The following is a 13,712-nucleotide window of genomic DNA, read 5'->3' as shown; positions in this document are numbered from 1 at the left end:
TGAAATACACACAACACAACTGGAGACAAGCAAAATGGCAATTAGTTCTGGCACCGCCGACGGGCGGAGCGTCGGCAGCGGCAAAGCCGCACCGATGACCAAGGAAGAGAAGAAGGTCATCTTCGCCTCTTCGCTCGGTACCGTGTTTGAATGGTACGACTTTTATCTTTACGGTTCGCTGGCATCGATCATCGCCAAGCAGTTCTTCGTCGGCGACCCGACCACCTCCTTCATTTTCGCGCTGCTGGCCTTTGCCGCCGGCTTCATTGTGCGCCCGTTCGGCGCCATCGTGTTCGGCCGCCTGGGCGATATGATCGGCCGCAAGTACACCTTCCTGGTCACCATCCTGATCATGGGCTTGTCCACCTTCATCGTGGGTTTGCTGCCCGGCTATGCCACGATCGGCATTGCAGCGCCGATTATCCTGGTGGCACTGCGCCTGCTGCAAGGCCTGGCGCTGGGCGGCGAGTACGGCGGCGCAGCAACCTATGTGGCTGAACACGCGCCGCATGGCAAGCGCGGCCTGTTCACGGCCTGGATCCAGACCACCGCCACGCTCGGCTTCTTCCTGTCGCTGCTGGTGATCCTGGGCGTGCGCCAGTCGATGCCGCTGGAAGAGTTTGAATCCTGGGGCTGGCGCATTCCATTCCTGGTGTCTGTAGCACTGCTGGGCATCTCGGTATGGATCCGCCTGTCGATGAACGAGTCGCCTGCCTTCGCCAAGATGAAGGCTGAAGGCAAGACCTCGAAAGCGCCCCTGAGCGAAGCATTCGGCCAATGGAAGAACCTGAAGATCGTGATCTTCGCGCTGATCGGCCTGACCATGGGCCAGGCAGTGGTGTGGTACACCGGCCAGTTCTACGCACTGTTCTTCATGATCCAGACGCTGAAGATGGACATCGCCACTGCGAACATCCTGATCGCGATTGCACTGGTCCTGGCAACGCCGTTCTTCATCTTCTTCGGCAGCCTGTCCGACAAGATCGGCCGCAAGTGGATCATCCTGGGCGGCTGCCTGATTGCGGCGGCCACCTACTTCCCGCTGTTCGGCGCCCTGACCCACTACGGCAACCCGCAACTGGAAGCTGCGATCAAGAATTCGCCGGTGGTGGTGGTGGCTGATCCTGCTTCGTGCCATTTCCAGTTCAATGCGACCGGCGAAAAGAAATTCCCTTCGTCCTGCGATATCGCGACGTCGATGCTGTCCAAGGCGTCGGTGGCTTACACCCGCCAGGACGCGCCTGCCGGCAGTGTGGCCACGATCAAGGTGGGCGACAAGGAAGTGCAATCGTTCAACGCGAGCATGACGGCCGATGGCCTGAACTTCGACGCCGCGTCGAAAGACAAGGAAAAGGCCCTGAAGAAGGAAGTTGGCGATACCGTGAAAGCAGCCGGCTATCCAGCCAAGGCCGACCCGGCGCAGATCAACAAGCCGATGATGGTGCTGATCCTGTGGGTGCTGGTGATTTACGTGACCATGGTCTACGGTCCGATTGCAGCGATGCTGGTGGAAATGTTCCCGACCCGTATCCGCTACACCTCGATGTCGCTGCCCTACCATATCGGTAACGGCTGGTTCGGCGGCCTGCTGCCAACCACCGCCTTCGCGCTGGTGGCGTTCAAGGGCGACATTTACTACGGCCTGTGGTATCCGATCGTGATTGCGCTGGCGACCCTGGTGATCGGCGCGGTATGCATCCGTGAGACCAAGGACAACAACATCTACGCGCAAGACTGAACGGCCCTGCCTGTGCCAGAAGCCGCCCTGCCCGGGCGGCTTTTTTCTTTCAACGCCGCTTTTCGGCATGCTCCAGTGCATAGGTGGCGGTGCGGTCAATGATGTTGCCGCCCAGTTCAGCGATCTGCTTGGCAAATCCTTCATTGCCGATCGTTTCGCTCAGTGCGACAAATGCCAGGCCACCCGCCATGGGCAGCGTGTAGTCTTCCAGTTCATCCTGGCGTGGTGGACGTGGTGGGCGTGGGCCGTGGCCGGGCCAGTTCAGCGGCGGACGTGGCACGGTGCCGCACCAGTCATCCAGCGTGGCTTTCAGGAAGCCTTTGGTGTCGCCGCCCTGGGTCAATAGTGCGGCTGCCGCATCGACCTGCCGCTGGGCCAGGCTGACAGCGGCAAGCTGCGAAGCTTCCAGCCACGGCACCGGGTCCGGCTCGGCATACTGGGAAGCATAGTGATACTTCTTGCCGAGCGGCCCGCCGCCGATCACTTCCCACACTTTGGGATTGATGCGGGCGATGATCTTGGCCAGCGTGGTACTGATGTGCAATAGTTCTGACATGGCGTCTCCTCCAGAACAGTTGGGGGTATTGGAGACGCCGGAGCGGCGGCTCCAGCGAAAACTTTACGCCACAAACCTACTTAGAAACTCACTCTTTGTCACTGCGACATACGCGCAACAAATACGCGTGCGCCTGCACCAAATTCCGCATACAAAGCCTCTGCCCATTACTCCCTTAAGGCAAGTCCTCTAACCGGCCCTTCACGTCGAAGATCTTCCCAGCCAATCCTATGTTCAATACCAAGCCCCAGCGCCCGCCGGCTGCCTTGGTGATGGCCAGGCTATAGCTATCGTAATGTAGCATCGGGCCATAGCTCCATCGTTTTTCTCCCCGGTAGTCCGAATATGATGTAGCGAGCGCAACTCCCCTGCGGTCCAGCATCGTGGCGCCGCTCTCGCCTCCCCAACGCCACCAGTAGCGGCCGAGCGCCTCAATGATGAAGGCGGGCTTCAAATCGGACGACTGCTCAGCACTATGCGACCAGCGCAGTGCTGCATCGGGGTGCAGCACAATCCACTGGGCGGTCGGCACTTCGCAAAAGCCGAGGTAAATACGCTCTTTGCTCGCATTTTCTTTGCGGGTACAATGGGAACCCTTCATTGCGTACCCGTTCACGACGACCTCCCAAATATACTGGTGGTGGCCGTCGGCACGATACGATTCCCAGCGCCGGCGCTCCCTCTCAGCGATGGCAACATTCTTTTTTAACCAGTCAGAATTGGCATAGGCCCCGAGGTTGCTCATGATGCGTATAACGCGCAGCATGTCGACCCGGTCACCGAATCCTGGACAGGTTGCCGCTGGACATTCTAGTGGGGCAAGCGGCGTTATCTTCACTCCGTTCAGTTGTAGAGCGCTTGCGGGAAAATCGTTCCACCTGTTGGAAACAATTGTATCGCCCGGCGCCATAATCATGGATGGGGACGCGACGTAGACAGCGATTGCTTTCGCTTGACTGGCTCTGATCTCATCGCGCATGGCGCGCCACTGCTCGGTGTTTGCGCTGCCGCCGGCCTTGCCGCTGGCAAATCCCGCCAGCAGATCTAGCGAGGCTGTAACTCCCTTCGCCACAGCTTGCGGAGCATCACCTTCGCCCTTGGCATCTTTGGTAAATCCCTCGTAGGCACGTACCAGTTCAGCCAGGTCTTCATTCGGATCTCCGGCACAGTTCTGCATACTGAGCCGGCGCAAAGCTTCATTCCATTGAGTCGCGCCGGATGAATCTGCTTTGGGCGTAAACGGACAATCGCCGGCACGCGCATCGACACTGGCCAGCAATGCGAAGAATATCAAGCGAATCAGCTTGTTCATTCAAGACTCCCCATCGGCCTTGCCTTGGGCCAGAACAATGTCACGGAACGCCAGCAAAGCATCGACGTGCTTGCCATAGTGAGCCTCATTCCTGACCAGCAGTTGGCGTAAGGCATCAATTGCAGTGTCGCGCGCTTTGCCCTTAAGACTTTTTTTGCGCCAATCCGTCAAAGCCTTCTGATGCTCAGCTTGCGTCACCAAGTCTTCGAATCCCGTCAGCGCACGCAGCATCGGCACGTGCACGTCTGGATGATCAACGTAATGCTCAAACGAGTGGACATTGAAATCGTGTAGATCCTCAACTGGCAGGCGCACATTGTGGTAAACAGCCGCCTTAGGAGCCCGCGGACTGAACCAGCCTTCTTCAGGTGGATCAAATGGCATAAAGGCAGTAAACGGATCGAGTGCGTGCGAATAGTTCCCGAAGCGGTAGCACAACCCTTCGTCATCACTCAATGCCGGGCCCATCTCGCTCGGATAGCAAGTCCCGCCTCGGTTCCACAGTGGTCTGACCACGTTCGCTACAGCGAAGTAGTTTTGAGGACGGAAGGTAAGTGGGAGTCCCTGCGGATCGGTCATCATCGCGTGGAAGCTCTCATACATTACCGCCGCCCCAAGGGAATGAGCGATCACCGAATAACGCGGCAAATGATAGGCCGGAAAGCTGTTCAGGTGGCCCAGGACTTGTGATTGGATAGAGCGCCTAACCGACTCAGTCAGCGGCATCAGGTAGCGGTACATGATGACGTCCAGCACATGCGTCTGAAAAAAGCTGTTGCCTGATGTGCTGTTCGCCAAGCTTACTAGTTTGCCGCTAAGTCCGCCCGAAAGGCCAACATCAGTCATTGCCTTGGCTGCCTTGGCGGCATCGTCTTTCCATTGCTGGCGCCAGGACTCAAAGACATCCCCGTAAACGATTTCCTTGAACTCAAAACTCCCGGCGTAGTTGTCGTTCGCCAACGCCTTATATGCACCAAATTTCTGTAGCAAAAGCTGCTTTACCCCGTCTGACCAGCCTCGTTCAAAATTGCCCATCCCATGGACCAGGAATATCTGGTGCTTCGACATATGCCCTCCGTAACAGATTTATCTGCGGTGGCTTTGCGAAATCTCAAAGAATGGCGATTGTGCGCTTGATAAAGCGCAACAAATATCTCTAATCATCACATCAGCTCAGAGAACTGATAAAAACAACAAAAAAAGCCATCCCACAGGATGGCTTCCACAATGCAATTAAAATTAGCCGATGATACGGAGGGAGAAGTCGGTGGCCTTGATGTCTTTGGTCAGGGCGCCGATGGAGATGCGGTGCACGCCGGTTTCGGCAATGGCGCGCACGGTGTCGAAGTTGACGCCGCCGGAGGCTTCCAGCAGCGCGCGGCCGCCGTTCAGCTGCACGGCGGCCCGCATCATGTCGAGGTCGAAGTTGTCGAGCAGGATGGAGACTGCGCCGGCGCTCAAGGCTTCTTCCAGCTGCTCCAGGGTTTCCACTTCGACCTGGATGCTGACTTTCGCGTCGAGGCGCTTGGCCGCTGCCAGGGCGGCGGTAATGCCGCCTGCGGCCGCGATATGGTTTTCCTTGATCAGGATACCGTCATACAGCGCCAGGCGCTGGTTCTGGCCGCCGCCCACGCGTACCGCATACTTCTGTGCCAGGCGCATGCCTGGAACCGTCTTGCGCGTGTCGAGGATGGCTGCCGTGGTGCCGGCGATCACGTCGACATAGCGACGGGTCGCGGTGGCCACGCCCGACATCAGCTGCATGAAGTTCAGCGCCGAGCGTTCGGCCGTCAGGATTGCGCGCGCCGGGCCGACAATGGTGCAGACCGGGGAATCAGCGGCCATCAGGTCGCCTTCCGCATAATGCCATTCGATCCCGATTGCGGGATCCAGCGCTTCCATCACGCCCTCAAACCATGGCGCGCCGCACAGCACGGCCTCTTCGCGCACGATTACGCGCGCGGTGGCACGGCCCTCTTCCGGCACCAGCTTGCCGGTCAGGTCGCCGGTGCCGATATCTTCCATCAGGGCTGCCAGCAGGTTGCGTTCATACGCGCCCGCCAATGCATCGTCGAACGGTGCGAATTTATTTTTCAGAGTGCTCATGCAGGACCGATACCTTGGAACAGTTGCGCTTCTTTCGCCAGGTCTGCGCCTGGGGCGATTTTGGCTTTCTTGGCAGCCGCGAAATCGAGCATGCGGTTGATCGAGCGCTGCGCCAGCCTGCCGATTTCAGGGTCAACGTGGATTTCGTTGTCCATGTTTTCCAGCACGTCTGCCAGGTTGCGCAGGCCGTTCATCGCCATCCACGGGCAGTGCGCGCAGCTCTTGCAGGTGGCGCTATTGCCGGCAGTTGGCGCTTCGATGAAGCTCTTGCCCGGTGCGGCCATGCGCATTTTGTGCAGGATGCCGTTGTCGGTGGCGACGATAAATTCGGTAGCTGGCAGGCTGACTGCGGCAGCGATCAGCTGCGAAGTGGAGCCCACCACGTCGGCCTGCTCGACCACGCCGGCCGGCGACTCAGGGTGCACCAGCACTTTGGCGTTCGGGTGCTCGGCCTTCAGGAGGTCCAGCTCGACGCCCTTGAATTCGTCGTGCACCAGGCAGGAACCCTGCCACAGCAGCATGTCGGCGCCGGTCTGTTTCTGGATGTAGCCGCCCAGGTGCTTGTCCGGTGCCCACAGGATTTTCTTGCCCTGCTCGTGCAGGTGCTTGACGATATCCAGGCCGATCGACGAGGTGACCATCCAGTCGGCGCGCGCTTTCACGGCGGCGCTGGTGTTGGCATACACCACCACGGTGCGGTCCGGGTGCTGGTCGCAGAAAGCGATGAAGTCTTCCGGCGGGCAGCCCAGGTCCAGCGAGCAGGTGGCGTCCAGGTCCGGCATCAGCACGGTCTTTTCCGGGCTCAGTATCTTGGACGTCTCGCCCATGAACTTGACGCCGGCCACCACCAGGGTCTTGGCCGGATGGTCGCGCCCGAAGCGCGCCATTTCCAGCGAATCGGAGACGCAGCCGCCGGTTTCCTCGGCCAGGTCCTGCAGGTCGGCGTCCACGTAGTAATGGGCCACCAGCACGGCGTTACGCTCGCGCAGCAGGGTCTTGATGCGTTCCTTCAGCAGGATTTTCTCGTTGGCCGGCACAGGTGCCGGGGTGCGGGCCCACGCATGGGCCACGCAGCTGCCGCCTTCGACTGGCTTCTCGAATTCGACAGTCTTGATCGGTACAACGGTTGCGTTCATTTACTCGATGCCTTGGCTCTTCAGGTAGTCTTCATAGCCGCCGCGGAAGTCCACGACTTCTTTTTCCTTGATCTCGATGATGCGGGTGGCCAGCGAGGAAACGAACTCGCGGTCGTGCGACACGAAGATCAGGGTGCCGGCGTACTTTTCCAGGGCGATGTTGAGCGACTCGATCGATTCCATGTCCATGTGGTTGGTCGGCTCGTCCAGGAGCAGGACATTGTGGCGGCCCAGCATCAGCTTGCCATACATCATACGGCCTTTTTCACCACCCGACAGGACCTTGACCGATTTCTTGACTTCGTCGCCGCCGAACAGCAGGCGGCCCAGCGATGAGCGCACAGCCTGGTCGTCGTCGCCTTCCTTGGTCCACTGACCCATCCAGTCGGTCAGGTTGATGTCGCTGGCGAATTCCTCGGTCGGATCCTGCGGCATGTAGCCGACGTTGGCGTTTTCCGCCCATTTCACCAGGCCGGTATCAGCATTCAGGCCGGTGATCTCTGCGCCGCCGATGCAGCGCAGCATGGTGGTCTTGCCGGCGCCGTTGGCGCCGATGATGGCAATGCGCTCGCCCGCTTCCACTGCCAGGTCGACGTTCTTGAACAGGGTGCGGTCATAGGTTTTCGAGATGCCCTGGGTCTCCACCGCCAGGCGGTGCAGCTTTTTCTCGCCGTCGAAGCGCACGAAGGGATAGGCGCGCGAGGATGGCTTGATGTCCTCGATCTTGATCTTGTCGATCATCTTGGCGCGCGAGGTGGCCTGGCGCGCCTTGGATTTGTTGGCCGAGAAGCGGCGCACGAAGTCCTGCAGTTCGGCGACCTTGTCCTTGGCCTTGGCATTGTTGGCCAATTGCTGGTTGCGGGCCTGGGTCGAGGCCAGCATGTATTCGTCGTAATTGCCCGGATAGATCTTCAGCGTGCCGTAGTCCATGTCGGCCACGTGGGTGCATACCTGGTTCAGGAAGTGGCGATCGTGGGAGATGATGATCATCGTCGAATCGCGCTGGTTCAGCGTGTCTTCCAGCCAGCGGATGGTATCGATGTCCAGGTTATTGGTCGGTTCGTCCAGCAGCAGGATGTGCGGGTTGGAGAACAGGGCCTGCGCCAGCAGCACGCGCAGCTTCCAGCCCGGCGCCACGGCGCTCATCGGGCCCTGGTGCAGGCTGATGTCGATACCGGCGCCCATCAGCAGTTCGCCGGCGCGCGCTTCGGCGGTGTAGCCGTCGTATTCGGCGACCTTGCCTTCCAGTTCGGCCGCTTCCATGTAGTCGTCGTCGGTCGCTTCCGGGTTGGCGTAGATGGCGTCGCGCTTGGACATCGCTTCCCACATCTCGGTGTGGCCCATCATGACCACGTCCAGCACGCGCTTTTCTTCGTACGCGAACTGGTCCTGGCGCAGCTTGCCGAGGCGCTCGTTGGCGTCCAGGCTCACATTGCCGGCAGACGGTTCGAGGTCGCCACCGAGGATTTTCATGAAGGTCGACTTGCCGCAGCCGTTCGCTCCGATCAGGCCGTAGCGGTTACCGTCGCCAAACTTGACGGAAATGTTCTCGAACAGCGGCTTGGCGCCGAACTGCATGGTGATGTTAGCGGTAGAAAGCATGCTGGAATAAATGTGGGTAAAAGCGAATCGGGCATTATACCCCGCCCACCATAGGGACGCATAGGAGCGGCCCTCGGTGGTGATGCAAAATAATCATCAAAAACATCACGAGACGCTACGGGATAGTGCCTCTTTCCGATTTCGCGGAAAACTCTTAAACGCTCTTGACCACTCTTGTTTTCTCTTATTTACTCTTATTCGCTCTTAAATTTCCTTACTTTCTTGCGCAGGAACATCGCCGGCTGCCATTCATTGTCATTTGGAAAGCGGACCCAGATGGTCGTCCATGCATTCCTGAACGAGCCGCCCACGGCATTCACGAACTGTACTGGCGAAACACTTCGTCCGGCGTAGCGCAGTGCCAGCTTCGACCAATTTAAGAGCGAATAAGTTCAATCAAGAGGCAATAAGAGTGATTAAGAGCGAATAAGAATTTTCCTGTATTTCGCGAACACCCCTCTATTGCCGCATCCAGTCGCGCAATTCGTAGTACCAATACGTCATTTGTGCAGCCAGCAGCCCGGCCGGGCCGCCGGTGGTCGGCAGGCCCCAGGCTGCGAACTGCTCGACCTTACTGAGTTCGCCCATGAGGGCAGCCGACAGGACATCGCCGGCCAACGATGTCGGCCCCACCCCGTGGCCACCGAACCCCATGCCATACCAGACCCCATTTGGCAGCTTGCCGAGTTGCGGCATCTTGTGGCGGCCATAGCTCATCAAGCCGCTCCAGGCGTAATCGACCCTGGTGCCCGCGAGCTGGGGATAGACTTTCAGCATATCGTCATACAACAGGCGCGCCACCTCCTCCGGACTACGCGATCGAACCGAGATGCGGCCGCCCCACAGCAAGCGGCTGTCCGCCAGTGGACGGTAGTAATCGAAGGCGAAACGTGTGTCGTAAATGGCCGCATCAGTGGCCAATGCCTGCGGCATCCGGCCGCCGAGCGGCTCGGTCACCATGACATACGTCGCAATTGGCAGGATCGCGCCGGCCAGCGCAGGATACAGGCGCTCGAGGTAGCCGCCGCAGCAGACGACAACTTCCTCGCACAGCACTTCGCCAGCCGCCGTCGCGACACGCCAACCCTTGCCTCCGGCGGCCCGCGGCAGCGCCTCGATCGAGACCACACGGCTGTTTTCATGCACACGGATGCCGCCAGCCTGCAGCGTGCGCGCCAGGCCCTGCGCGTACTTCAGCGGATGAAAGTGGAAGGCGTTTTGCTCGTACAGGGCACCGAAATAACGCTCGCTGCGCGCCCGCTGGGCGAAATCGGCCGGCGAAATCCGTTGCCACTCGACGCCCAGGTGGTCGCGCATGAAGTGCTGGCGCTCATCCAGCACGCGCGGATCGTCAAACCAGTTGGCGAGGTAAATGCCGCCATGCGTAGCGTCGCAATCAATGCCGTACTGCGCGATACGACGGCGGATCTGGTCGACAGCGCCAAGCGTGAGCTGGTAGAGCCGCCTGCCCTGCTGCGCGCCAACGGTCGCCAGCAAAGCCTGTTCATCGAGCGAATAGCCGCCGAACACGAAGCCACCATTGCGGCCGGATGCGCCGTGGCCGACCTGTTCGGCTTCCAGCAGGACCACGTCGCGCTCGCCATGCTCCATCAGCGACATCGCCGTCGCCAATCCCGCAAAACCGGCGCCGACGATGCAGATGCGCGCCTGTTGGCGGCCCGCCAGAGGCGCGCAGGCATCGCCGGGCGCGGTAGCGCGGTAGTAGCTCTCCGCGCCGTTCATCACAGCGTTGGATAGCCGCTTGCTGTCAGGTCAAAGCCTTCGCCGTCGGAAACCAGATGCGCCCGCGCCCCGAATGGCAAGGTGCAGCGCGATTCTCCGTGGCCGAACGGCAGGCCGGTCAGCACCGGCACCGGCAGCAGGCTGCGGATATACGCCAGCATCGTGTCGAAGTCGTAACCGTTATCGTGCGGCGACAACCGGTAACCGGAAAAATCGCCCAGCACGATGGCGCGCTGGCGCTCCAGTACGCCGGCAAAATGCAGCTGCAGCAGCATGCGCTCGACACGGTATGGATGTTCGCCGATATCTTCAAGGAACAGGATGCCGCCATCGATCTGCGGCCAGTATGGCGTGCCAATCAGGTGGTTGATCATTGCCAGGTTGCCGCCCCACAACGTGCCTTGCACGTCCAGCTGCGGATTGCCTGCCCCCGTGCCGCGCACGGAATGGGTCGGCCCCTTCAGGCAATCCCAAAACTGTTTCAAGGTGTACGCAACCGGCTCCTCGCGAACCAAGTCCGCGCTCATCGGCCCGGCGAAACTGATGCGGCCTGTCGCCTGGTACAGGCCCATATGGAAAGCCGTGATATCACTGAAACCGACAAACAGCTTCCCGCTGTCGGCCATGCTGCGAAAATCAATGTGCGGCAGGATGCGGCTGATGCCATATTGGCCGCGCAAGGCAATCACGATCTGGCATTCGGGGTCGGCTGCGGCGGCGTTCAGCTGTGCCAGGCGCTCGCCATCCGAGGCAGCGAAGCGCTCGAATTTGCGCTCCGCGTCGTAGTAATTGTGGACGATATAGCCTTGCGACTGGAGGCGGGAAATGCCGCGTGCCAGCGCGGCGTCATCGATGGGGTAGCCGCTGGTTCCGGCAATGGCAATTCCGATATTTTTCACCCGGCCATATTACCCCGGAGATGTTGTTCCAGCAAGGCAAGCAGGCGTCCCACCAAGGCCGGCGGCATATCATGGCCCATGCCTTCAATCAGCTCCAGCCGCGCCCCCGGGATCTGGCGCGCCGTGTCGATGCCGCAGGCGCATGGCACCAGGGGATCGGCATCGCCATGGATCACCAGTGCCGGGCAGCGGATCTTGCGCAGCAGCGCGCTGCGGTCGCCCGAAGCGGCAATCGCCACCAGTTGCCGCGCCACCCCGTCACCACTCACGCTGCGCGCCACTGCCTCACCGGCCATCTGCCGCAGCAAATCGTCCGGCATTGGGAACGCCGGACTGCCAATGGTGCGGAAGGTATCGACCATCTGCTCCACCACGCGCGCCCGGTGGTGCGCACTTGCCGTGCGGCGCAGCAGGATGCGCCGCGCCGCCGGCGTCGGCCCCGGCAGGCCGCGGCGGCCGCTGCTCGACATGATGGAGGTCAGGCTCAGCGTGCGCGTCGGATAGCGCGCCGCCATGATCTGCGACACCATGCCGCCCATCGACACACCGACAATATGCGCTGCCGCCACGCCCAATGCGTCAAGCAGCCCGAGCGCATCGCCAGCCATATCGTTCAAGGTATACGCCGCGCTCTGGGGCCAGCCGAACAGGTGGCGCAGGTAGGCCAGCCACAGGTTGGGCGCGCCAAGATGGTCGAAATGGGAAGACAAGCCGGCATCGCGGTTGTCGTAACGGATCACATGGAAGCCGCGCTGCACCAGCCCGTCGACCAGTTCGCCCGGCCAGGAAATCAGTTGCAGGGCCAGCCCCATGTTCAGCAGCACAGCCGGGCCGGCCGGGTCGCCGCTGGACTCGTAGGTAATCGTAATACCGTTTATATCAACGCTGGACATAGCTCAGCATAGCACCGCCAAAGCGGCGCGTGGCGCGCGCTCAGGCGACGTTGTTTTTGCGCAAAGCGCGCCGTTCGGCGAAGAAATCCTTCAAGACCTGGCCGCAGTCCTCGGCCAGCAGGCCGCCTTCCACCTCGGCGTGGTGGTTCAGCTGTCCGCTCTCGAAAACATTGACCACCGAACCACAGGCGCCGGTCTTGGGATCGGTGGCGCCGTAAATAATGCGCGACAGGCGGGCGTGCATCATGGCGCCGGAACACATTACGCATGGCTCGAGCGTCACATACAGTTCGCAGCCCGGCAGGCGGTAGTTGCCCAGTGCTTCGGCAGCGGCCCGCATCGCCATGATTTCAGCGTGGGCGGTCGGGTCGTGGCGGCCGATCGGCTGGTTGTAGCCGCGGCCAATCACCACGCCGTCCTTGACGACGACGGCGCCGACCGGCACCTCGCCTTCCGCCCAGGCGCGACGCGCTTCAAGCAGCGCCTCGCGCATGTACAACTCATTCGACAATTTCAGCCCAGCAGTTAGGGGTTTCGTGCAGCACCAGCTTGTGCAGGTGCAGGCCGGTGCCGTAACGGTCCTTGAAGGCGGCCTTCAGGATATCCCAGGCCACCGCCGCGAGGTTTTCCACCGTCGGGATACGGTCGATCACCACGGTCTTGTGGCTCGGCAGCGAGGACAGGAAATCCTTCACCGCGGCGTCCTTTTCGTACACCAGGAAGGCGTGGTCCCAGACATCCACCAGATGCTCTTTGGCGATGGTCTTGACGTCCGAAAAGTCCATGATCATGCCATTGTCGGAATTGCCTTCCGAGTCGATCACCTTGCCGGTCAGGGTGATTTCCAAGGTGTAGCGGTGGCCGTGCAGGTTGCGGCATTGGCTCTTGTGGTCCGGAATGCGATGGCCAGCATCGAATTCCAGTTTGCGGGTAATAGTTAACATCGAGTCAGCAATACTTAAGGTATGTTCAACAGTTTATGGGTTTGCAGGCTCAGTTTCCATTTAGGATTGCGCTTGCAGGTCTCGATCGCCAGCGTGGTATTGAAGGCCGCCAGCGGGCCATCCATCGGCTGCACGAAGAAATTCTCGAAATCCAGGCCTTCATAGGCGGCCAGGTCCTGGTCCTTCTGCGGGATCACAACCTTGATTTCATTGCCTTTGCTGACCACCAGCTGCGCGCCCATTTTCGGGCTGACGCAGATCCAGTCCACGCCCGCCGGCACTTCCATGGTGCCGTTGGTTTCGATGGCGATGGTAAAGCCCGCCGCATGCATCGCGTCGATCAGCTGCGCATCGAGCTGCAGCAGCGGTTCGCCGCCGGTGAACACCACATATTTATGGCCATGGCCGGCCGGCCACAGGCTGTCGATTTTCTGCGCCAAGGCCGCCGGCGCGGCGAATTTGCCACCGTTTTCGCCATCGGTGCCCACGAAGTCGGTGTCGCAAAACTGGCAGACGGCGCTGGCGCGGTCTTGTTCGCGGCCGGTCCACAGGTTGCAGCCGGAAAAACGGCAAAACACGGCGGGCCGCCCGGCGTGGGCGCCTTCGCCCTGCAGGGTGTAGAAAATTTCCTTGATGCTATAAGTCACGGGTGAATCCGGTGGTCGGCAACCCTACATTATAGCGCGTTTCACGAAACGAAATGCCTTTGCGCTTCGTCAACATTTGCCTCTTGCGGCGGCGGCACAATCAAGTTCCCGACGCAGTGAACAACAAACAGGGCCG

The 13,712-nt window shown here is 60.4% G+C and carries 13 protein-coding genes; 1 reads left to right on the top strand and 12 read right to left on the bottom strand.

Features of this window, described 5'->3' with window-relative positions; genetic code table 11:
• Positions 1-34: 34 nt before the first annotated feature.
• Positions 35-1,738 (top strand): MFS transporter, encoded by a 1,704-nt coding sequence (locus ASE26_RS19010; protein ID WP_055923556.1) that lies wholly within the window; start codon positions 35-37, stop codon positions 1,736-1,738.
• Between the two features lie 49 nt (positions 1,739-1,787).
• Here ASE26_RS19010 and ASE26_RS19005 read toward each other — a convergent pair whose 3' ends face one another.
• From ASE26_RS19005 to queE, 12 genes are all read right to left on the bottom strand, one after another.
• Positions 1,788-2,294: a hypothetical protein gene (locus ASE26_RS19005; RefSeq protein WP_055923559.1), complete on the bottom strand. Its 507-nt coding sequence runs from the start codon at positions 2,292-2,294 to the stop codon at positions 1,788-1,790.
• Positions 2,295-2,469: 175 nt separating this feature from the next.
• Entirely contained in the window at positions 2,470-3,606 is a 1,137-nt protein-coding gene (locus ASE26_RS19000; protein ID WP_057246737.1) for a hypothetical protein, read from the bottom strand.
• Positions 3,607-4,674: a hypothetical protein gene (locus ASE26_RS18995; protein WP_057246736.1), complete on the bottom strand. Its 1,068-nt coding sequence runs from the start codon at positions 4,672-4,674 to the stop codon at positions 3,607-3,609.
• Between the two features lie 171 nt (positions 4,675-4,845).
• Positions 4,846-5,712 (bottom strand): carboxylating nicotinate-nucleotide diphosphorylase, encoded by an 867-nt coding sequence (gene nadC / locus ASE26_RS18990; RefSeq protein ID WP_055923562.1) that lies wholly within the window; start codon positions 5,710-5,712, stop codon positions 4,846-4,848.
• The gene (gene nadA, locus ASE26_RS18985) at positions 5,709-6,848 is read right to left on the bottom strand and encodes a quinolinate synthase NadA (protein WP_055923565.1); all 1,140 of its coding nucleotides are present in this window, start codon (positions 6,846-6,848) and stop codon (positions 5,709-5,711) included. The genes nadC and nadA overlap by 4 nt, the downstream gene beginning before the upstream one ends.
• Positions 6,849-8,450, bottom strand: coding sequence for an ABC-F family ATPase (locus ASE26_RS18980; protein WP_055923569.1), 1,602 nt, complete (start codon positions 8,448-8,450; stop codon positions 6,849-6,851).
• A gap of 459 nt (positions 8,451-8,909) precedes the next feature.
• Positions 8,910-10,193: an FAD-binding oxidoreductase gene (locus ASE26_RS18975; RefSeq protein ID WP_055923572.1), complete on the bottom strand. Its 1,284-nt coding sequence runs from the start codon at positions 10,191-10,193 to the stop codon at positions 8,910-8,912.
• Positions 10,193-11,092 (bottom strand): muramoyltetrapeptide carboxypeptidase, encoded by a 900-nt coding sequence (gene ldcA, locus ASE26_RS18970; RefSeq protein ID WP_057246735.1) that lies wholly within the window; start codon positions 11,090-11,092, stop codon positions 10,193-10,195. Before ldcA ends, ASE26_RS18975 begins: the two co-directional genes overlap by 1 nt.
• The gene (locus ASE26_RS18965; protein WP_057246734.1) at positions 11,089-11,985 is read right to left on the bottom strand and encodes an alpha/beta fold hydrolase; all 897 of its coding nucleotides are present in this window, start codon (positions 11,983-11,985) and stop codon (positions 11,089-11,091) included. The genes ldcA and ASE26_RS18965 overlap by 4 nt, the downstream gene beginning before the upstream one ends.
• Positions 11,986-12,025: 40 nt before the next feature.
• Positions 12,026-12,478 (bottom strand): tRNA adenosine(34) deaminase TadA, encoded by a 453-nt coding sequence (tadA, locus tag ASE26_RS18960; protein WP_055923581.1) that lies wholly within the window; start codon positions 12,476-12,478, stop codon positions 12,026-12,028.
• A 7-nt stretch (positions 12,479-12,485) separates the two neighbouring features.
• Positions 12,486-12,929, bottom strand: a complete 444-nt coding sequence (queD, locus tag ASE26_RS18955) for a 6-carboxytetrahydropterin synthase QueD (RefSeq protein ID WP_055923584.1) — start codon at positions 12,927-12,929, stop codon at positions 12,486-12,488.
• 14 nt (positions 12,930-12,943) lie between these two features.
• The gene (gene queE / locus ASE26_RS18950; RefSeq protein WP_055923587.1) at positions 12,944-13,576 is read right to left on the bottom strand and encodes a 7-carboxy-7-deazaguanine synthase; all 633 of its coding nucleotides are present in this window, start codon (positions 13,574-13,576) and stop codon (positions 12,944-12,946) included.
• Positions 13,577-13,712: the final 136 nt, after the last annotated feature.

The sequence above is a fragment of the Duganella sp. Root198D2 genome (assembly GCF_001428585.1).
In the GTDB taxonomy this organism is placed as follows: domain Bacteria; phylum Pseudomonadota; class Gammaproteobacteria; order Burkholderiales; family Burkholderiaceae_D; genus Rugamonas.
This window is presented reverse-complemented; position numbering and strand designations above follow the sequence as displayed.

Excerpts from the sequence above, each read along its gene's own strand:
- ASE26_RS19010 (WP_055923556.1), top strand. The coding sequence starts at position 35 with ATGGCAATTAGTTCTGGCACCGCCGACGGGCGGAGCGTCGGCAGCGGC.
- ASE26_RS19005 (WP_055923559.1), bottom strand. The coding sequence starts at position 2,294 with ATGTCAGAACTATTGCACATCAGTACCACGCTGGCCAAGATCATCGCC.
- ASE26_RS19000 (WP_057246737.1), bottom strand. The coding sequence starts at position 3,606 with ATGAACAAGCTGATTCGCTTGATATTCTTCGCATTGCTGGCCAGTGTC.
- ASE26_RS18995 (WP_057246736.1), bottom strand. The coding sequence starts at position 4,674 with ATGTCGAAGCACCAGATATTCCTGGTCCATGGGATGGGCAATTTTGAA.
- nadC (WP_055923562.1), bottom strand. The coding sequence starts at position 5,712 with ATGAGCACTCTGAAAAATAAATTCGCACCGTTCGACGATGCATTGGCG.
- nadA (WP_055923565.1), bottom strand. The coding sequence starts at position 6,848 with ATGAACGCAACCGTTGTACCGATCAAGACTGTCGAATTCGAGAAGCCA.
- ASE26_RS18980 (WP_055923569.1), bottom strand. The coding sequence starts at position 8,450 with ATGCTTTCTACCGCTAACATCACCATGCAGTTCGGCGCCAAGCCGCTG.
- ASE26_RS18975 (WP_055923572.1), bottom strand. The coding sequence starts at position 10,193 with ATGAACGGCGCGGAGAGCTACTACCGCGCTACCGCGCCCGGCGATGCC.
- ASE26_RS18965 (WP_057246734.1), bottom strand. The coding sequence starts at position 11,985 with ATGTCCAGCGTTGATATAAACGGTATTACGATTACCTACGAGTCCAGC.
- tadA (WP_055923581.1), bottom strand. The coding sequence starts at position 12,478 with ATGCGCGAGGCGCTGCTTGAAGCGCGTCGCGCCTGGGCGGAAGGCGAG.
- queD (WP_055923584.1), bottom strand. The coding sequence starts at position 12,929 with ATGTTAACTATTACCCGCAAACTGGAATTCGATGCTGGCCATCGCATT.